Annotated in this window: 17 protein-coding genes, 3 tRNA genes and 1 pseudogene; 14 read left to right on the top strand and 7 right to left on the bottom strand. The window is 66.6% G+C overall.

Going from position 1 to position 19370, the window contains the following annotated elements; genetic code table 11:
• Positions 1-110: 110 nt before the first annotated feature.
• The 8 genes from AC3ANN_RS15570 (at position 111) to AC3ANN_RS15535 (ending at position 9112) form a co-directional block, all read left to right on the top strand.
• The gene (locus AC3ANN_RS15570; RefSeq protein WP_488338294.1) at positions 111-800 is read left to right on the top strand and encodes a carbohydrate ABC transporter permease; all 690 of its coding nucleotides are present in this window, start codon (positions 111-113) and stop codon (positions 798-800) included.
• Positions 793-1656, top strand: a complete 864-nt coding sequence (locus tag AC3ANN_RS15565) for a carbohydrate ABC transporter permease (protein WP_488338293.1) — start codon at positions 793-795, stop codon at positions 1654-1656. Before AC3ANN_RS15570 ends, AC3ANN_RS15565 begins: the two co-directional genes overlap by 8 nt.
• The gene (locus tag AC3ANN_RS15560; protein WP_488338292.1) at positions 1653-2696 is read left to right on the top strand and encodes a Gfo/Idh/MocA family protein; all 1044 of its coding nucleotides are present in this window, start codon (positions 1653-1655) and stop codon (positions 2694-2696) included. Before AC3ANN_RS15565 ends, AC3ANN_RS15560 begins: the two co-directional genes overlap by 4 nt.
• Positions 2693-3715 carry a Gfo/Idh/MocA family protein gene (locus AC3ANN_RS15555; protein WP_488338291.1) on the top strand — a complete coding sequence of 341 codons (1023 nt, stop codon included), beginning with the start codon at positions 2693-2695 and terminating at the stop codon, positions 3713-3715. The genes AC3ANN_RS15560 and AC3ANN_RS15555 overlap by 4 nt, the downstream gene beginning before the upstream one ends.
• On the top strand, positions 3712-4677 hold the full coding sequence (locus AC3ANN_RS15550) for an ROK family protein (protein WP_488338290.1): 966 nt from the start codon (positions 3712-3714) through the stop codon (positions 4675-4677). The genes AC3ANN_RS15555 and AC3ANN_RS15550 overlap by 4 nt, the downstream gene beginning before the upstream one ends.
• Positions 4674-5393 (top strand): glucosamine-6-phosphate deaminase, encoded by a 720-nt coding sequence (locus AC3ANN_RS15545; RefSeq protein ID WP_488338289.1) that lies wholly within the window; start codon positions 4674-4676, stop codon positions 5391-5393. The genes AC3ANN_RS15550 and AC3ANN_RS15545 overlap by 4 nt, the downstream gene beginning before the upstream one ends.
• Before the next feature lie 12 nt (positions 5394-5405).
• The gene (locus AC3ANN_RS15540) at positions 5406-7667 is read left to right on the top strand and encodes an alpha-N-acetylglucosaminidase (protein ID WP_488338288.1); all 2262 of its coding nucleotides are present in this window, start codon (positions 5406-5408) and stop codon (positions 7665-7667) included.
• Positions 7668-7849: 182 nt separating this feature from the next.
• Entirely contained in the window at positions 7850-9112 is a 1263-nt protein-coding gene (locus AC3ANN_RS15535) for an ABC transporter substrate-binding protein (protein WP_488338287.1), read from the top strand.
• Positions 9113-9375: 263 nt separating this feature from the next.
• Here the strand turns inward: AC3ANN_RS15535 and AC3ANN_RS15530 are convergent, their stop codons facing one another.
• Both AC3ANN_RS15530 and AC3ANN_RS15525 read right to left on the bottom strand, forming a co-directional pair.
• Entirely contained in the window at positions 9376-10020 is a 645-nt protein-coding gene (locus AC3ANN_RS15530) for a GNAT family N-acetyltransferase (RefSeq protein WP_488338286.1), read from the bottom strand.
• 143 nt (positions 10021-10163) lie between these two features.
• On the bottom strand, positions 10164-10319 hold the full coding sequence (locus AC3ANN_RS15525) for a hypothetical protein (RefSeq protein WP_488338285.1): 156 nt from the start codon (positions 10317-10319) through the stop codon (positions 10164-10166).
• Between the two features lie 15 nt (positions 10320-10334).
• On the opposite strand from AC3ANN_RS15525, the pseudogene AC3ANN_RS15520 reads away from it, so the two are divergent.
• Positions 10335-10514: pseudogene (locus tag AC3ANN_RS15520) on the top strand (DUF7507 domain-containing protein); the annotation flags it as partial.
• 107 nt (positions 10515-10621) lie between these two features.
• Here the strand turns inward: AC3ANN_RS15520 and AC3ANN_RS15515 are convergent.
• Positions 10622-11284 carry a FadR/GntR family transcriptional regulator gene (locus AC3ANN_RS15515; RefSeq protein WP_488338284.1) on the bottom strand — a complete coding sequence of 221 codons (663 nt, stop codon included), beginning with the start codon at positions 11282-11284 and terminating at the stop codon, positions 10622-10624.
• Positions 11285-11642: 358 nt separating this feature from the next.
• Here AC3ANN_RS15515 and AC3ANN_RS15510 point away from each other — a divergent pair, with 358 nt between their 5' ends.
• Positions 11643-12785, top strand: coding sequence for a tyrosine-type recombinase/integrase (locus AC3ANN_RS15510; RefSeq protein WP_488338283.1), 1143 nt, complete (start codon positions 11643-11645; stop codon positions 12783-12785).
• Positions 12786-12901: 116 nt separating this feature from the next.
• Here the strand turns inward: AC3ANN_RS15510 and AC3ANN_RS15505 are convergent.
• From AC3ANN_RS15505 to AC3ANN_RS15495, 3 genes are all read right to left on the bottom strand, one after another.
• Positions 12902-12974 (bottom strand) — tRNA-Phe (locus AC3ANN_RS15505).
• Positions 12975-13061: 87 nt separating this feature from the next.
• Positions 13062-13135: transfer RNA gene (locus AC3ANN_RS15500), tRNA-Asp, on the bottom strand.
• 21 nt (positions 13136-13156) lie between these two features.
• Positions 13157-13229 (bottom strand) — tRNA-Glu (locus AC3ANN_RS15495).
• Between the two features lie 219 nt (positions 13230-13448).
• On the opposite strand from AC3ANN_RS15495, the gene AC3ANN_RS15490 reads away from it, so the two are divergent.
• Positions 13449-14825, top strand: coding sequence for a M23 family metallopeptidase (locus tag AC3ANN_RS15490; RefSeq protein WP_488338282.1), 1377 nt, complete (start codon positions 13449-13451; stop codon positions 14823-14825).
• Between the two features lie 65 nt (positions 14826-14890).
• On the opposite strand, the gene ppa is transcribed toward AC3ANN_RS15490, so the two are convergent.
• A complete protein-coding gene (gene ppa, locus AC3ANN_RS15485; protein ID WP_488338281.1) occupies positions 14891-15424 on the bottom strand; it encodes an inorganic diphosphatase in 534 nt (177 codons plus the stop codon).
• Between the two features lie 155 nt (positions 15425-15579).
• Here ppa and tilS point away from each other — a divergent pair, with 155 nt between their 5' ends.
• The 3 genes from tilS (at position 15580) to ftsH (ending at position 19369) form a co-directional block, all read left to right on the top strand.
• Positions 15580-16572 (top strand): tRNA lysidine(34) synthetase TilS, encoded by a 993-nt coding sequence (gene tilS, locus AC3ANN_RS15480; RefSeq protein WP_488338280.1) that lies wholly within the window; start codon positions 15580-15582, stop codon positions 16570-16572.
• A gap of 110 nt (positions 16573-16682) precedes the next feature.
• A complete protein-coding gene (gene hpt, locus AC3ANN_RS15475; protein WP_488338279.1) occupies positions 16683-17234 on the top strand; it encodes a hypoxanthine phosphoribosyltransferase in 552 nt (183 codons plus the stop codon).
• Positions 17235-17362: 128 nt separating this feature from the next.
• Entirely contained in the window at positions 17363-19369 is a 2007-nt protein-coding gene (gene ftsH / locus AC3ANN_RS15470) for an ATP-dependent zinc metalloprotease FtsH (RefSeq protein WP_488338278.1), read from the top strand.
• Position 19370 lies beyond the last annotated feature (1 nt).

Genomic DNA, 19370 nt, shown 5'->3' with positions numbered 1-19370 from the left:
TGTTTCCGATCGTTCAAACCGCGTTCTTCAGTCTGACCGAGTGGGGCCCGTTCGGGGGGACGACCTTCGTCGGGCTCGAGAACTGGGCTCGGCTGTGGTCGGACCCGACGATGCTGAGCGCGCTGCTGAACACCCTCGTGTACATCGTGATCGTATTGCTCGCGGTACCGATCGGCGTCTGGCTATCAGCGCTGTTGGCCCGCCCCGGGCTGCGGGGTACCACGTTCTACCGCACCATGTTCTTTCTTCCCTACCTCGCAATGCCGGTAGCCATCGCATTGGTGTGGCGGCTGATGTTCAACGGTGATTTCGGCATCATCAACGCTGCACTGGGATTGTTCGGGATCAGCGGGCCGCATTGGCTCACGACGCCCGGACTTGCACTCCTCGCGGTATCGATCGTCGGGCTGTGGGGGGCGCTGGGGTTCAACATCATCCTTCTGTCCGCAGGGCTCCGCGCGATTCCGCCGGAGTTGTATGAGGCCGCGTCGCTTGACGGCGCCAGCCGGAGAACCCAGTTCTGGCGGATCACGATTCCGCTGCTGACCCCGTCGATCTTCTTCGTCACGGTGATGAACGTGATCGGTGGCTTCCAGCTGTTCGATCTGCTGTACGCGATCCTCGGCAAGTCACCCGTCATCGCGCAGACCCAATCGCTCGTCTTCCTGTTCTACGACGAGTCGTTCGTCAAGAACGACAAGGGCTACGGCGCGGTCATCGCTCTCGTCATCCTCGCCCTCGTCGCGATCGTGACACTGATCCAGTTCCGACTCCAGAAGAAGTGGGTGCACTATGCCTGACGCTGTTGTGCTCGATCGCTCGGTGCGACGCCGACAGGCGCGTCGTCACGGCAGCAACGGGTTTGCGCATCTCGTGCTGGGCATCGGCAGTCTCGTCATGCTGTTCCCGTTCGCGTGGCAGATCCTGACATCGCTGTCCACGAACGCCGAGGTCACGGCGATCCCACCCAAGATCTTCCCCTCGTCCCTGCATTTCGAGAACTACCCCGAGGTGTTCCAGCAACTGCCGTTCATGTCGCTGCTCAGCGTCTCGGTCGTGATCACCGTCATCCGTGTCGTCGGCCAGATCCTCCTCGGCTGCATGGCCGGCTACGCATTCGCCCGAATGAGGTTCCCCGGCAAGAACCTCATGTTCGTGTTGGTGCTGGCTATCCTCATGGTGCCGCCGCAGGTGTTCCTGATCTCGCAATACCAGATCGTCCAGGGCCTGGGTTGGTTGGACACCGTGGCCGGCATTGTCGCCCCTGGGGTGTTCAGTGCGTTCGCGGCATTTCTGATGCGGCAGTTCTTCCTGGCGATGCCCGATGAACTCGAAGAGGCAGCACGGATCGACGGCGCCAACTCCTTCCAGGTTTTCTGGCGGGTCATGCTGCCGCTCGCTGTGCCGGGGATATCGGCGCTCGCCGTGATCGGCGTGCTCATGTCGTGGAACGACCTTCTCTGGCCGCTGGTTGTCGCCACGCGACCCGGGCAGCAGCCGCTGTCCGTCGGTCTGGCCACGCTGCAGGGGCAGTTCGCCACCGACTATCCCGTCCTGATGGCGGCGGCCCTGCTGGCGTCGGCTCCGATTCTCATCACCTTCCTGGTGATGCAACGACGCGTCATCGATGGCCTCGCCCACTCGGGACTGAAGTGATCGACTCAGCGGAAAGCGACATCATGAAGACACTTCGGGTCGGCCTCATCGGCGCGGGCGGCATCAGTTACCCGCATGCCGCGGCGTGGCGTTCGATGGGGGCCGACGTACGCGTCTGGTCCGAAGCCGGGGCGGATGGTCTCGTCAAGACGTTCGGCTTCCGTCCGGCGGCGTCGCTCGACGAACTCCTATCGCAAAGTGACCTGGTGGACATCTGCACCCCCACGTTCACCCACGCTGACCTCGCGCTCCGGGCGATCGACGCGGGCCTCCATGTCATCTGCGAGAAGCCTCTGACCCGCCACGCGGCCGACGCGCGGGCGGTCATCGACGCGGCGGAGGCCCGGGGGGTTCAGGTGTACCCGGGGCATGTCGTGCGCTATTTCCCTGAGTACGCAGCCGTGCATGCGGCGGTCGAAGCAGGGCACATCGGGACACCTGCGGTTCTTCGGTTCAGCCGCGGCAGTCAGGCTCCCGCAAGCGACTGGTTCTTCGACGATCGTCTTTCCGGGGGGATCCTCCTCGATCAAATGATCCACGATCTGGACCAGGCCCGTTGGCTGGCCGGCGAAGTCCTGCGGGTGTCGGCGAGCATACGGCGCGGTCGCGGCGACGAATCGCGGATGACGCTCGCACACGTCGTGCTGACCCACGCATCCGGGGCCATCAGCATGGTTCAAGGCTCATGGGGTCCAGTGGGCGTGGAGTTCGTGACGTCGCTCGACGTCGCGGGGTCGACTGGCCGCCTGGAGTATGACTCGAGCCGGCACCACGATGTCGAGGCCAATCTCGGCACGAGGCCCGGGGGCTCCTCCTATCTGCCAGCGCTGTCCGGCGAGAACCCCTACGAAGCGGAATTGCGCGACTTTGTCGGTGCGTTCGCCGGCGGACCGGCACCGCGAGTGACGGCTTATGACGGGCTGATCGCGATCGGCATCGCGGAAGCGGCACTGGAGTCGGCCCGCCGCGGTGAAGCAGTCGACGTGGACGAACAGGCGATCGGCACAGAGACGCCGAAAGTGGAGGAGAAAGTCGCATGACCGCAGCGCTGAAGGTTGCGGTGATGTCGTTCGCGCACGTCCACGCATGGTCATACGTGTCGCACCTGCTTGCCGCAGACGAGGTCGAGGTGCTCACCAGCGATCCAGACGGGGTCGCTCGTGCAGGCGAGCTGCCGCGAGGCGCCGAATTCGCGAGCATGCTCGGGGTACCTTACGTCGACAGTTACGAAGAACTGCTGGCGTGGAGCCCAGACGCGGTCGTGATCTGCACCGAGAACGCTCGCCATCTTGAAGCTGCGCGGATGGCCGTTGGCGCCGGCGCGCACATCCTATGCGAGAAACCCCTGGCCACCACCGCATCCGACGCCGATGAGATGGTACGGCTCGCCGCTGATGCGGGCGTGATCTTGATGACCGCGTTCCCAATCCGCTTCACCGACGCGTTCCGCACGCTGACGGCACGCGTCAGCCGCGGTGACGTGGGCGAAATCCTTGGCGTCCTCGGAACCAACAACGGCAAGATCCCGGTCGGAGACCGTCAATGGTTCACCGACCCCGAGACGGCCGGCGGCGGTGCCCTGGTCGACCATGTGGTGCACTGCGCTGACCTTCTCGACGCGTTGCTCGGCGAAGAGGCGATATGGGTCCGTGCCGTTGCCAACCGCATTCTGCATGCCGACAAGGGCGTCAGCGTCGAGACCGCGGGCATCGTCACAGTGGGGTACCCGTCCGGAGTCTTCTCAACGATCGACTGCTCGTGGAGTCAGCCCGATAACGCTGCGATCTGGGGCGACGTCACATTGCAGGTCACGGGCACCCGCGGATCGATGTCGATGAGCGCGATGGGGAGGCACATCGCAGGCGCCACCTCGGACGGACCAGTTTGGATCCCATTCGGCGCGGACTTTGACGGCCGGATGATCGACGACTTCCTCTCGGCAGTACGCACTGGCGCTCAACCACAGCCGGACGGCCACGTCGGCGCACGCACGACCCGGATCGTCGACGCCGCCCGCAGATCCGCCGCGACGGGCGAGACAGTCTGGATTGGACGTTGAACGGCGCGGTCGCAGTCGACGTCGGCGGCACAACCCTCAAAGGGATCGCGATCAGCGACCACGGAGAGATTATCGCCAGATCGATCGTCTCGACCCCGCCCGGCCCTGACGCTGCTTTCGCGGCTCTTCGAGGCCTGATCACCGACCTGACCGATGCGCTGATGAGTTCGGGCGTGAACCTAACTCGGATCGGAATCGCCTCACCTGGACTCGTCCGATCCGGATTCGCGATCGTTGAATACGCCGCCAACTTGGGCTGGCGTGATCTCCCGCTCGGAACGCGCCTGGCGGACGAGTTCCGCGTCCCCGTCTTCGTGGAGAACGATGCGCGAGCCGGCGCCATCGCCGAGTACGCCCTCGCTCCCCGAGACACGCGCTCCGAGCTCGCATTCGTGCCCATCGGCACGGGAGTCGCAGCGGCGTACTTCACACGAGGTGCGCTCGTCCGCGGTGTCAACGAGGCCACAGGTGAGTTCGGGCATCTGCGTGCGGTTCCGGGTGGCGAACCATGCAACGGTGGCGGAGCCGGTTGTGTGGAGGTATACGGCTCCGCCGCCAACATCCTCCGGCGATACGTCCGCGGCGGCGGCCACGCCGACTCCACGATCTCGCTGATTCGATCGCTCGGCCGTGACCCGATCGCGGATCGTGTCTGGGCTGAGGCGATCGACGCCCTTGCGATCGGTCTCGGTGCGTTGATCACCCTGCTCGACCCCACGCTGATCGTCATCGGCGGCGGGCTCTCCCTCGCCGGCGACCTTCTCCTGGAGCCCTTGCGCGAGCGAGTCGCGATCGAGGTGCCCTGGCGCGCCGTTCCGACCTTGCTCACATCGGCCACCGGTGCGCACTCGGCGCTGCTCGGCGCAGCCCTGCTTGGAGCCGATGACGCGCCGGACCTGGCTGGCGAATTCGTCACTACGCTGCTCGACCACCTGCTGCAGCCCGTGGGAGCGACCCGATGAACGTCGTGGTTGTCAACGCCCCCGCAATCGGGGAACACGGCGCCGCCTTGATCCGAGAACGAGCGCATCAGGGAACTGTTTCGGTGCTGGGGGTGGCGACCGGCTCGTCCCCCACTCCCATCTACAAGGCCCTCGCATCCGCACTTCCTTTTGGAATCGACCGCCTCGCCCTGTTCGGCCTGGATGAGTATGTCGGGCTACCTGCTGGTCATTTTCAGAGTTACGAATCTGTCGTGCAGCGGGAGATCGCTGAACCGCTTGGAGTCGACCCCTCACGGGTGCGGGTGCTCGATGCGCACGCCCCCGATCTCGCCGCGGAGTGCGCTCAGTTCGAGGACGCGATTCGGCAGGCGGGTGGTGTCGATCTGCAGATCCTCGGCCTCGGCAGAAACGGCCACATCGGATTCAACGAGCCCGGGACTGATCGGTCCTCAAGGACAAGGATCGCCCGGCTTGCCGAGACGACGCGCCGCGATAACGCCCGGTTCTTCGGCTCCCCGGAAGAGGTCCCAACGCGCTGCCTCACCCAGGGGATCGGCACCATTCTCGAGGCCCGCCAGATCCTGGTGGTCGCACGGGGCCGATCCAAGGCACCCGCGGTACGCCGCGCACTGGAAGAACCACCTGGGGCCGACTCCCCGGCGTCCTGGCTGCAAGACCACCCATCCGTCACATTCCTGCTCGATGCCACCGCGGCGTCGATGCTCAGCATATAAGGAGCGAAGTTCATGGACCATCACATCGAACCGGTACGCGCAGCCGTGCAGCGCCTCAGCGGCCTGCCGGCGCACCTCATCGACGTACGACTGACGCCCGCCACGAGAGAGAACTTCGTTGCCGCGGCTGATGGCGGCCGCCTGACGATCGAGGCGAGCACCCCGGTCGCCGCGATCGCGGGATATGCACAGTTCGCCCGCACCACGGGAGTCGGAAGCGTCTCACGATCCGGGATCCGGCCGCTGCAGCGCCTCCCCGAAGGCGCACGCCGCGCGGCGTCGACCTCCTACCGCCATCGGGTCGCGTACAACATCACGGTCGCTGGGTACACGACACCCTTCTTCTCGTGGTCCGACTGGGAACGAGAGCTCGACATTCTTGCGGCTTCCGCCGTCAATGCGGCGCACATCACACTCGGTCAGGAGATGGTATGGCTCGAGGCGTTCTCGCGGCTCGGCTTCAGTGAATCCGAGCTGCTTGCATGGATTGTTCCCCCGTCGCATCAGCCTTGGCAGTGGCTGAACAACATTCAGGGGTTCGGTGGCGGTACAAGCCGGCCGCTCATTGAGGCGCGGGCCGATCTGGCTCGGAGAGTCCTCGACCGGATGTCGGAGCTAGGAATCGAGGCGATACTTCCCGGGTTCAGTGGCACGGTGCCGCCGAACCTTGTCGAGCACGTTCCCGGCGCGCAGATTGTGCCGCAAGGTAAGTGGTTCATGGATGTCGCTGGTGCCGAACGCCCGGATTGGCTCCGCAGCGATACCACGGAGTATGCCGATGTCGCAGCCAAGTTCTATCGGGCGCAGCGATCGCTCTTCGACCGAGGTGGGTTCTGGGCCGTCGATCTCCTACACGAAGGCGGGAAGATCGGCGACGCCACGCTTGCCGACGCGGCGAAGGGGGTTGAGGCGGCGATGCGTGCTGCCGATCCCGGATACACGTGGGTGGTGCAGGCGTGGGGCGGGAACCCGCGCCGTGACCTTCTCGACGCCGTCGACCGTGAGCACGTGTTGATTCTCGATCTCACAGGAGAGCACTGGGGCCGCATGGAAGGTTACGGCGCGTCGTGGGCGTGGGGAATCCTTCCCAATTACGGCGGGCGAAACGGCCTCTATGGAGATCTCGCGTCGATCGCATCGGCCCCACGCGTTCTGCAAAGCGGTGACGCCGATGTTGAGCATCTTGTGGGTCTCACCGACATGGCAGAAGGCGTCGCGAACAATCCTGTCGTGTGGGATCTGTTTCACGATCTGACGTGGACTGACCAGCCCATCGATCTCGACGAATGGTTCACCCGCTGGGTCGCGGCCCGGTATGGTGCGGCGGACGAATCGGCGCTCGAGGCGTGGCGCATCCTGCGCGAGCACGCGTACGGACCCTGGCGAGCCGAAGGCAGTGCCCCCGTGCCTCCCGAGACCGGGTTGACGATGATGGGCCTTCCGGTCGATCCCGCGACCGTCGGCGTCGAGCAGGTTGGCACCATCCTGGACTCGGTCACTGACTTCGAGGGCTCGGGAGATATCGAAGGCTTCCTCGTCTACTTCGCCACCGACTCCGTCATCTCTGCCGTTCCTAGCCTCAGCGCCAACCAAGCAAGCTTGACCGGCCCGCGCGTCCTGGGGTACGAGCCTGCTGCGCTTCAGGGGGCATTGGCCAAGCTGATCGACGCGGCCGACGTGCTTCCGGCCACCCCCTCGCTTGAGTACGACCTCGTCGATGTTGCAAGGCAGGTGCTCGTCGACGCCGCCAGGATCCTTCTTCCTCAGCTCCGCGTTGCGTTCGACACCGGCGACGCAGCGGCATTCGACTCGTTGACATCAACCTTCCTTGGCCTGATCGACGTGCTCGATGATGTCCTCGCGACCCACCCGGACTTCCGCCTCGACACCTGGGTCGATGCCGCCCGCGCGTCGGCAGGGGACGATGAGAGGGAGCGCAAGCGCGTCGTCGAGTGGGCACTGCGCCTCCTCACTACGTGGGGAGAGCGGGGGGATGCCTTCCTCGTTGAGTACTCGAACCGAGACTGGGCGGGGCTGGTGGGGGGTTACTACCGCAGCCGATGGGAGCGATGGTTCAACGAGCTTCGCGCGCATCTCCGCGGCGAGCAGACGTCGACCATCGACTGGTACACGTACGGCGAACAGTGGATCGCCGCGGAGCACTGGCCTGTTCCGGCAGCGGCAGGCGATCCGCTTTCCTCTGCGCGGCGGGCGCTGGGATTCGTCGAGGCAGCTGTCACGGAGGAGCAGGTCGCCTCCAGCCGAACCGTATGACGTCGTCGAAGTAGTCGCGCTTCCGGCTCCGTCGTCCACGATGCACTACGCCGTGTGCGGCGGAGCCGTCATCTGGCGAGTCCAAATCTTCCGTCCCAAAGGACGCGGGACGCGGGACGCGGTGCCGATCGGCGCCCTGCGGTGCGCGCCCCAAACCACATTCAACAACCGAGAGGACCAGCATGAACAGGATCGCAGGCATCGCCGCCGCGTCGGTAATCACGCTCGGACTTGGAGCTCGCTCCCCGGCAGGCGCATTACGGCAGGAGGGAGGTGACGTCACAGGCGAGATCACCTACGCACACTGGGACCCGAATCAGGAGGAGACGGTCGCCGCCATGATCGAGGCCTTCAACGAGGATTACCCAGACGTCACCGTGACGCCGATCGTTCTTCCCTACGGGCAGTACTGGACGACCCTTCAGACCCAGGCCTCGTCGGACACACTCCCCGACGTCTTCTGGATGGACATGCCTTACTTTCCCCTGTACGCGGCAAACGATCAACTCGCCCCTATTGACGAACTGATCGACTCAGGAGCGATCGATCCGTCGAAGTACCCGGAGAACCTGACCGACTTCTATCGATATGACGACGTGCAATACGCGGTGCCGAAGGACGTCGACACAAATGCGATGTGGCTCAACACCGCGCTCTTCGAGCGGGCTGGGGTTCCGCTTCCATCGGAGGACTGGACCTACGAGGAGTACCGCGAGACGGCCGCCGCGATCCAGGGTGCCCTCGGCGACGAAGGGATCTATGGCACTGCGTTCTACCCGTATGGGCAGACGACGTACTACAGTTCCGTCTTCGCATACGGCGGCTCGATCCTCGGGGAGGACGGCAAGGGCGGCTGGGCCGAGCCGGGCAGCATCCGCGGACTCAAGGTCTGGGTCGATATCGTCGCGGACGGGTCGTCGCCGACCCTGCCGCAACTGACCGAGACAACGGCCGATCAATGGTTCCTCAACGGCAAGGCAGCGATGTTCCCAAGTATTGCGGGCGCGAGCGTTGCCCTCATGGGCAGCGCTCCGGACACGTCCGCCTTCGTGGCCTTCCCGCTGCCGCTGGGGGAGAAAAGAGCCTCCGTCGGTCAGGCGCTCGCGAACGTCGTAAGTGCGCGATCAGCGAACCTTCCCGCAGCCCAAGCGTTCCAAGCGTTCCTCGCCGGAAAGGAAGCCCAACTCATCCAATCAGGAAGCGGCGTCACCTTGTCGGCCTACGAAGGCACAAGCGAGGCATTCGTCGATAGCCACGCGGACCTCGGCCTCCAGACCTTTGTGGACGCCATCGAATACTCCGTCGCGTACCCGGCGATGCCCGCCGAGTTCTGGGCTTCGAAGGAGCCGGAGATCTTCTCAATGGCACTGTCCGGGGCAATCACGGTGAAGGAGGCCGCGCAACAACTTGACGACGCGCTGAACGAGGCGCTCGCAGACAACTGAGCCCGCGGAAGCGAGCCATGGCTTCTCCTGTCATGGCTCGCTTCCGGCTTCGGATACCCATGCGTTCACGCGCCGCTGAATCTGCGGGCACGCTCCGCTGGACGAACACGTGTGAACAGCGGTTGAGATGGCTGCGCAGCGAGCTGGCCGAGCGTCGGGCTGCGAGCTCGGCGTCGGGGACGTGCGCGCTCTTCGCGTGCGCCGTGCGCGGCGACCGAATGCAGCAGAGGCGGATCGTGCATCTACCAATCGGAACCGCGACGTCAGGCCGCTGTGGAGATCCCTAGAAGGACAAACTCGTCGCTTGCCGACATCAGTTTGTGGAAGCCCAGCCGAGCATAGAATGCAAGCGCTCCAGAGTTCTTGGCGTCGACACCGAGGTGCAGCGCGGGGACTCCGAGCTCGGCCAGCTGGGCCAAGAATCGCCGGACTAGCTCGCGACCGAGCCCTTTGCCCTGGGCTTCGGGGAGTAGATCGATATGCAGGTGCGCGGGATACTCGGCGACCTCGGGGATCAGAAGGTACTCGGGGTTCAGCGCCAGAGAGTGCAGGAGCTCTTCCGGAATAGCGTCGCTCGGAGCCTCCCGCTCTGCTGGTTTCGGATGCCGCGCAGCGAACGCCGAAGACCAGCTTGTCTTCCACCAGTCGACGAAAGCTGCCGTGTCGGCGACACCGATCACGTAGCCGATCACTCGTTGCCCGTCGTCGATGACGAGAGCAAGTTCCGGCTGATACGCGAGATAGGGGAGCGCCGCGACGTCCGGAACAAGGAGGTCGTCGGAGAAGAGGCCTGTCGCGTCGGCACCAGCCGCTCCCGTCTGCAGACATACCCGCGCGACATCGTCTCGGTCACCAGGGCGGTAACGCCTGATGGTGAGTGTCCGCCCGTCATGGGTCGCGCTGTTCATGAGATTCCCTTCGTGCGGACTGCCACTTCATGGCAAACCTCACCCTGCACCTACGTGGTGATTTGGCCTCATGCCAATGTGGCTCGCCTGCGCCGGGTGGACAACGCGAGGGATGGCGCGTTTCGGTACATTGTTTGCTCGCGCTACGTGCTCGGTGGACCCAGCGCGCGAGGAATCAGGTTGAGCGCGATGCCGAGCACGACGCCGAGGCCGACGCCGAGCGTGGCGGCCACGACGCCCTGCACGAGGAATGTGCGCCCGCTGACGAGCAGCCGGCTGAGGACGTCGCGCCCGAGCACGTCGAGGCCCAGAAGGTGCGCGGGAGTAGTGTGAGAGCGGTGATCGAGTGGACGTACGTGGTCATCAACACCGGCAACCTGCCGCCGACGAACCTGACGGTGACGGATGACAAGGTGGCGGCGTCGGAGATCTGGTGCGGCGATACCGAGGCGAATGTGATCCCCGGACCGCTGGCGCCGGGCGAGTCGTTCACCTGCAGCGCGTTCGGCGTCGCGGTGGCGGGCCTGTACGTGAACATGGGCGCGGTGACCGCCGACGTTCCAGCACTCGAGACCACGGTGACCGACGACGACCCCTCGCACTACACCGCGAGCGTCCGGGCCGGACTGCCGGTCACCGGTGGAGCCGTGCCAATCGCAGCCCTCGTCGGCAGTGGCCTGCTCGCGCTCCTGGGCCTCGCGCTCGTCGCGGTCCACCGCCGCAGGAGGACACGACAGGCGTCACGGCTCGATCGCCTGGCGCAGCACTTCTCGATGCCCGCGATGTGCGCGGCGCTCAGCGCGGCGGTGAGTTCGACGTCGTGGTCGGCGATCGCATCGAGGATCGCCTGGTGCTCGGCCAGTGTCCGCTCCGTGGCGCCGGCCTGGGTGAGCCCGCGCCACAGCCGCGCCCGCAGCGTCTGGCTCGTGAGGCTGTCGAGCAGTCCTGCGAGGTGGTCGTTGCCGGCGAGCGGCGCGATGACGGTGTGGAACCCCGTGTCGTGCGCGACCAGCTCCTCGAGGTCGGTGCCCGCTGATACCGAGTCGATCTCGGTGCGCAGCGTGGCGACGTCGGCGTCCCTGGCGGCCTGCGCCGCGAGGCCCGTGGCGTGCGACTCGAGGATGTGGCGCACCGCGAAGATTTCGAGCAACGAGCGGTCGCCGTGGAGGTCGACGACGAACGGCATCGCCTCGAGCAGCAGCTTCGGCTCGAGCTTGGTCACGTAGGTTACGTCGCCGCGACGCACATCGAGGACGCGGATCACCTCGATACGGCTTGATTACGGGCTTTCGGGTCGGGGCGGAACGAGCACGAACGAGCCTCGTTGGGTTCAAATCCCACCGTCACCGCCAGATTGGGAGCCCCGAAACCCGCGGAAAACCGGGTCGCTCAACTGACAGGCAACGAGAGTGTCGGCGTCAAGGTTCGTCCAGGGCGGTCTCGGCATCCACTTGCTGCCGCTGCTGCGCGCGGCGTCGGAACGGTGATCCAGGCGAGTCTGCAGTCGTCCGCTCGGCGCGGCTGCGTGCACCCGGTGGCACCGGTCCTCAGGTGGCGATCTGCCCTCGGCGAACTTGCGTAATGCCTTTCGTGCTCAGCAGAAACTCGAATAGGATGCGCGAGTGGGAAGCGTCGAACCTTACGAGTCCAAGGCTGGTCGCCGGTACAGGGTGCGCTACCGCCGTCCGGACAACACGCAGACGGACAAGCGTGGGTTTCGCACGAAGCGGGAGGCGGAGGCCTTCCTTGCCACTGTCGAGGCTTCCAAGCTGCGCGGCGAGTGGGTGGACCCCGCACGATCGAGGGTTCGCTTCGCGGAGGTCGCCGAGGCTTGGTATGCCAGCAAGATCCGGGTGAAGCCGACCACGCGGTCCGGTTATCGAAACTCGCTCGACAAGCATGTTCTCCCCGAATGGGGCAGTGTTCGAATCGTCGACATTGATCACGCCCATGTTCAATCCTGGGTTACCCAGCTGTCGACGACGCTGTCTGCGTCATCTACGCGTCAGGTCTACCTCGTTGTGTCAGGAGCGCTGGCGTTCGCAGTTCGCGACGGTCGCCTCGCCCGCAATGTTGCCGCTGACGTTGAGCTCCCGAGACTGTCAAAATCAGAGCGACACTACTTAAGCCACCTCCAGGTTCACGAGCTGGCCGATGAAGTCGGCGAGTGGGGAACCCTCGTTCGGTTCCTGGCGTATACCGGGCTTCGCTGGGGTGAGGCTGCAGCGTTGCATCGCGCCGACATCGATCTAACGAACCGGCTCGTGCACGTGCGTCGTGCCGTCGCGGACGTTCGCGGCACGTTGGTATGGGGTTCCCCGAAGACGCATGAACGTCGGCTGGTGCCGTACCCGTCTTTGCTCGACGAGGGCGTGCGCAACCGCGTTGTCAGTGGGCGAAAGCAAGATCTCGTCTTCTCCACTCGAGACGGAGCGATTCTTCGAGGAGGGAACTTCCGCCGGCGCGTATTTGCGCCAGCAATCGCGCGGCTGCGGATCGCATCGTCGGACAGCTTTCCGCTCATCACTCCGCATGATCTCCGCCACACCGCCGCCAGCCTCGCAATTTCTGCGGGGGCGAACGTAAAGATCCTGCAGCGAATGCTCGGGCACGCTTCAGCCGCGATGACGCTTGACGTCTACGCGGATCTCTTTCCTGAGGATCTGACTTCCGTCTCGATCGCGCTCGATCGCGCCGCACGCGATTCAGTCGTGGGCAATCCGTGGGCAAACGCGGGAGTCTCCGACCCGGACGGACGTCGCTGAGGCCCTGCGCGATTCCTCTCAGGGTCTTCCGCAGAGGCGGGAGCGGCGGCACGTTGCCAGTGATTCCACGGGAAGGACGAAACCCCCGCGATGTAGAAGCTACGCGGGGGTTCCAGTGGCTCCGACCGGCATCGATCCGGTGACCTTTCGATTTTCAGTCGAACGCTCTACCAACTGAGCTACAGAGCCTCACGGCATCCGTTCCCGACGAATCGGGCGTGCTTGCCGCGTCCTAGACGAAAGGCCCTCTTCGAAAAAAGGGCCCGTCGCTCGGAGCGACCCTGACGGGACTTGAACCCGCGACCTCCGCCGTGACAGGGCGGCACGCTAACCAACTGCGCTACAGGGCCATGATTATTGAATTGTGGGCGTGACCCCAACGGGATTCGAACCCGTGCTACCGCCGTGAAAGGGCGGCGTCCTAGGCCGCTAAACGATGGGGCCGGGTGAACCCCAGGGGCTCACTCACCGAGGATCAAGCATACGCAACAGATCACGGAAACGCGAATCGAGGGCGTGGCGCCTTGTGCGCGCGGCGCGTCGGGGCGACACTGGCGAAGACCGCCGTCCCGGATGCGGTGGGTCGCGTGCGTCGCGCAAGGGTTGCGGTTGTGACTCATGTTGCTAGTGTGAAAAGCGTTGACTCGCGAGGGGGAGGATCCGATGGAGCCCGAAAACGCCATCGTGGATGCCTCGGACGAGTGCGGCTGCGCACCGTCGCCGCGCGAGCGGCGACTGCTGTGGCCCCACATGAACCGGCGCACGGCGCTCGGGCTGGGCATCCTCGGCGCCGCCGCCGTCAGCGTGTTCGGAGCTCCGTTCGTCGCCCCCGCATTCGCCGCGACCTACCCGTCGTGGGAAGAGGTCGAGCGTGCGAAGGCGAACGAGGGCGCGAAGGCCGCGGAGATCACGAAGATCCAGGGGCTCATCGCGGGCCTCGAGACCGAGGTCGCCACGAAGCGCCAGCTTGCGAAGCAGGCGTCCGACGAGTTCTACGTCGCCCAGCAGGCGTACTTCGACGCAGCGTTGCGCGCCGACGAGCTGCAGCAGCAGGCTGACGAACAGGCCGCGGCGGCTGTCACCGCCGCGCAGAACGCGGGCCGCGTCGCCGCACAGCTGTACCGCAGCGGCGGCAGTGACACCTCGCTCGAGCTGTTCTTCGCGGGTTCCGCCGCGAGCGCCGACGACCTCCTCGCGCGGCTCGGCACGATGGACAAGCTCGTCAACCGCAACAACGACGTGTACGCGCAGGCGGTCACCGCGCGCAACTCGGCGCAGAGCCTCAGCGACCAGGCCGAAGTGCAGCGGGTCGAGCGCGACCGGCTCCAGAAGATCGCCGAAGAGAAGATGATCGCCTCGCAGAAGGCCGCCGACGAGGCGCAGGCAGCGCTCGACACGCAGAAGGCCATGCAGATCACGCTCGAGGCGCAGCTCGCCGCACTCCAGGACACGACTGCCAAGACGGTCGCCGCGTACCAGGAGGGCGAGCGCATCCGCCGCGAGGCGGCCGCAGCAGCAGCAGCGGAAGCCGCACGCAGGGCGAAGGAGGAAGCCGACCGCCTCAACCAGGGCGGCGGCGGTGGTGGCGGTGGCGGCGGAGGCGGCGGCGGTGCCGTCGTCGGGTCCGGCTGGGCACGTCCGTCGTCGGGCTGGCGCAGCTCCGGCTACGGGTGGCGATCGAGTCAGTGCGGTTCGCAGGGCTGTGCGAGCAGCTTCCACCGGGGCGTCGACCTCGCCGCCGGCTGCAGCGCGGGCATCTACGCCGCCGCAGGCGGACGCGTCGTCTACGCCGGTCCGAACGGCGGCTACGGCAACTACATCAAGATCGACCACGGCGGCGGCATCGGCACCGGCTACGCGCACATCCGCAACGGCGGCATCTTCGTCGGGCACGGGCAGTGGGTCAGCGCCGGTCAGCTGATTGCGAGCGAGGGCAACACGGGCCAGTCCTTCGGCTGCCACCTCCACTTCGAGGTGTACGTCAACGGCGGCACCGTGAACCCGGTCGACTTCATGGCCGCGCGCGGCATCTCGGTCTGACCCACGCAGGCCCATAACGCAGAAGAGCGGATGCCGAGGCATCCGCTCTTCGCATTCAAGCTCGGTCAGAGCGTGCTCGGGGCCACGCCTTCACCCTGCGTCTTGGTCTGGCCCTCGTGCTCGGCGAAGCGGTCGAACGCCTCCGACACGAGGCGCTCGGCCTCGGCGGCGCCTGCCCACTCGTCGACCTTGACCCACTTGCCGGGCTCGAGGTCCTTGTAGTGCTCGAAGAAGTGGGTGATCTCCTTCTGGGCGTACTCGGGGATGTCGCCGACGTCCTGGATGTGCGCCCAGCGCGGGTCCTTCGCGAGCACCGCGACGACCTTGTCGTCACCGCCGGCCTCGTCGCTCATCTTCAGCACGCCGACCGGGCGCACCTTGGCGAGGATGCCGGGCGCGAGGTCGTGGTCGAGCAGCACGAGCACGTCGAGCGGGTCGCCGTCCTCACCCAGGGTGTTCTCGAAGAACCCGTAGTTGGTGGGGTAGCCCATCGGCGTGTACAGGATGCGGTCGAGGAAGACGCGACCGGTGCCGTGGTCGACCTCGTACTTGATCTTGCTGTTGCGCGGGATCTCGATGACGGCGTCGTACGCGCCCATGGTGGTGCTCCTTCGGAAGACGGTGGGATGCCGCGACAAGCCTAGTCGCGGCATCCCGAGCGTTCAGAACTCAGGAAGATCGCGGGTCCGAGCGCATATTGCGGCGGCGATGGCCCGATCTGCCTGAGTTACGCGCACTTCGATACCGTGGACGCGTGGAGCGCAGGCCGGGACTCGACCCCGCGGTCGCCGAGGTGCGGCTCGCGGTGCGGCGCGCGCTGAGCACGCTGGCGCCCGCGTCCACCGTGATGGTGGCGCTCTCGGGCGGCGCCGACTCGCTCGCTCTCGCCGCCGCGACGGCGTTCGAAGCGCCGAAGCAGGGTCTGCGCGCCGCGGCGCTGACGGTCGACCACGGCCTGCAGGAGGGGTCGACGGATGCCGCGGCCGCCGCGGCTGCGAAGGCCCAGTCGCTCGGGCTCGACGCGCGCGTCGTGCGAGTCGAAGTCGGTGCCGACGGCGGACCGGAGGCGGCCGCACGCGAGGCCCGGTACGCCGCGCTGCGCGCGGCGGCCCGCGATGCCGGCGCGGTGGCGATCCTCACCGCGCACACGCTCGACGATCAGGCCGAGACCGTCCTCCTCGGGCTCGCACGCGGGGCGGGTGCGGCCAGCCTCCAGGGCATGGCCGAGACGTCGGAGCTCGACGGGATCGCGCTGCGTCGTCCGCTGCTGGGCGTCCGCCGCACGACGACCCGGGCCGCGTGCGCGGCGGAGGGACTCGAGCCGTGGGACGACCCGCACAACGCCGACCCCCGCTACGCGCGGGTGCGTGTGCGCGAGAGGGTGCTGCCGGTGCTTGAGGCGGAGCTCGGGCCGGGCATCGCCGAGGCGCTCGCTCGGACGGCGGCGCAGCTGCGCGAGGATGCCGAGGCGTTCGACGAGATGATCGACGAGACGATCGAAGACCTGGTCGAGCATGCCGAAGCGGGCATCTCGGTGTCGGTGTCGGCGCTCGCGGCGAACCCGGCGGCGATCCGCCACCGCATCATCCGGCTCGTGGTGGCCAGCGAGTTCCACGAGAGCCTGACCCGCACGCAGACGCTCGAGGTGGCGCGGCTGGTGACGGATTGGTCGGGTCAGGGGCCTATCGACCTGCCCGGATGCCGCGCCCGCCGCGTGGGCGGGCGCGTCGAGTTCACCGCACGCTGACGCGTCGCGTCCTGGCGCCGGGCCGTCGCAGATGGCCGCCTCGCGGCCGCCCCACCCGGCCAACGCCGACGGCTCGATGAACGCCGGCGGGTTCCGCTTAGACTCGTCGCATGCGCGCGGCCGACGTCTCCAGTGACATCACCGAAGTCCTCGTCACCGAGGAGGAGATCCGAGCCAAGCTCGACGAGATCGCGGCCCAGGTCGCCGTCGACTACGACGGCAAGGACCTCCTGCTCGTCGGCGTGCTCAAGGGCGCCGTCATGGTCATGGCCGACTTCGCTCGGGCGCTGCCCGCGCTCGCGCCGATGGACTGGATGGCGGTGTCGTCGTACGGCGCCGGCACGAAGTCGAGCGGTGTCGTGCAGATCCGCAAAGACCTCGACACCGACATCCTGGGCAAGCACGTGCTGATCGTCGAGGACATCATCGACTCGGGCCTGACCCTCAGCTGGCTGCTCGAGAACTTCGCAGCCCGTGGCGCGGCATCCGTCGAGGTCTTCGCGCTGCTGCGCAAGCCCGAGGCCGCGAAGGTCGAGGTGCACTGCAAGTACGTCGGGTTCGACATCCCGACGGAGTTCGTGGTGGGGTACGGCCTGGACTATGCCGAGCGCTACCGCAACCTGCGCGACGTCGCCGTGCTCGCGCCCCACGTCTACTCCTAGCGATTACGCCGCAGGCGAATGCACAGACAGTGCCTAGGAACGCCGCGATACCCTGATTCAACCGTCGGCGGCCGCCCTCTGGCCCGCGGCGGATCGTCGACGAAAGGGGTCGGGCACGCGCCCGCGCCATGGACTTCAAGAAGATCACCCGCAACCCGCTCTTCTACGTCCTCATCATCGGGGTCTTCCTCATCGTGGGGTTCTCGCTCATCTCGAGCCTGAACGGAGCGAAGCAGATCTCGACGCAGGAGGGTCTGGAGCTGCTGGAGGGCGACACGGTCACCGAGGTCGTCAACACCGACGGTGATCAGCGCGTCGACATGACGCTGTCGAAGGCGTACGAGGGTGCGACCGACGTGCAGTTCTACTACGTGTCGGCGCGCGCCGACGAGGTCGTCGACGCGATCAACGCGGCCGACCCCAAGGACGGGTTCAACGACACGGTGCCTCGGGCGACCTGGTTCGACGGGTTCCTCTCGCTGCTCCTGCCGATCCTTCTGCTCGGCCTGCTCTTCTGGTTCCTGCTGTCGTCCGCTCAGGGCGGCGGCAGCAAGGTCATGCAGTTCGGCAAGTCGCGCGCGAAGCTCGTGACCAAGGAGATGCCGCAGGTCACCTTCGAGGACGTCGCCGGCTCCGACGAGGCGATCGAGGAGCTGCAGGAGATCAAGGACTTCCTCAAGGACCCCGCGAAGTTCCAGGCCGTGGGCGCCCGGATCCCGAAGGGCGTGCTGCTCTACGGCCCTCCCGGCACCGGAAAGACGCTGCTCGCCCGCGCCGTCGCGGGCGAGGCCGGTGTGCCGTTCTACTCGATCTCGGGCTCGGACTTCGTCGAGATGTTCGTCGGCGTCGGCGCGAGCCGCGTGCGCGACCTCTTCAACCAGGCCAAGGAGACCTCGCCTGCCATCATCTTCATCGACGAGATCGACGCCGTCGGGCGTCACCGCGGCGCCGGCATGGGCGGCGGACACGACGAGCGCGAGCAGACCCTCAACCAGATGCTGGTCGAGATGGACGGCTTCGACCCCAAGGTGAACGTCATCGTCATCGCGGCGACCAACCGCCCCGACATCCTCGATCCCGCGCTGCTGCGCCCGGGCCGCTTCGACCGCCAGATCGGCGTGGACGCGCCGGACTTCAAGGGCCGCACCAAGATCCTCGAGGTGCACGGCCGTGGCAAGCCGCTCGCCGACGGCGTCGACCTCGAGGTCGTCGCCCGCAAGACGCCCGGCTTCACCGGCGCCGATCTCGCGAACGTCCTCAACGAGGCCGCGCTGCTCACCGCCCGCTCGAACGCCCAGCTGATCGACAACCGCGCGCTCGACGAGGCCATCGACCGCGTGCTCGCCGGCCCGCAGCGCCGCACGCGGGTGATGAAGGACAAGGAGAAGCTCATCACCGCGTACCACGAGGGCGGCCACGCGCTCGCGGCGGCGGCGATGAACCACACCGACCCGGTGACGAAGGTCACGATCCTTCCGCGCGGCAAGGCGCTCGGGTACACGATGGTCCTGCCGCTCGACGACAAGTACTCCGTCACCCGCAACGAGCTGCAGGACCAGCTCGCCTACGCCATGGGCGGCCGGGTCGCGGAGGAGATCGTCTTCCACGACCCCACGACCGGCGCCTCGAACGACATCGAGAAGGCGACCAGCATCGCCCGCAAGATGGTCACCGAGTACGGCATGACCGGCGACATCGGCCCCGTCAAGCTCGGCCAGTCCTCCGGCGAGGTGTTCATGGGGCGCGACATGGGCCACGGGCGCGACTTCTCGGAGCGCATCGCCGAACGCGTCGACGGCCAGGTGCGCGACCTCATCGAGCAGGCGCACAACGAGGCGTACGAGGTCATCAACGCCAACCGCGACGTGCTCGACAAGCTCGCGCTCGCGCTGCTCGAGAAGGAGACCCTCGACCACCTCGAGCTCGCCGAGATCTTCAAGGACGTCAAGAAGCTCCCGCCGCGCCCGCAGTGGCTCTCGAGCGAGCAGCGCCCGCCGTCGGCTCTGCCGCCCGTCGAGGTGCCGCGGCGTCGTGACGAGGCAGGCCTCGCCGCGAGCGTCGAGGCCGAGCAGCCGGTCGCCGAGAAGGCGCCGAAGCGTCGCCCGAGCGGGCAGGCGCGTCCCGCGACCGCGTAGG

The sequence above is a fragment of the Microbacterium sp. STRO-2N genome, from assembly GCF_057747775.1.
The sequence above is the reverse complement of the archived record's forward strand: the minus strand, read 5'-3'. Positions and strand labels throughout refer to the sequence as shown.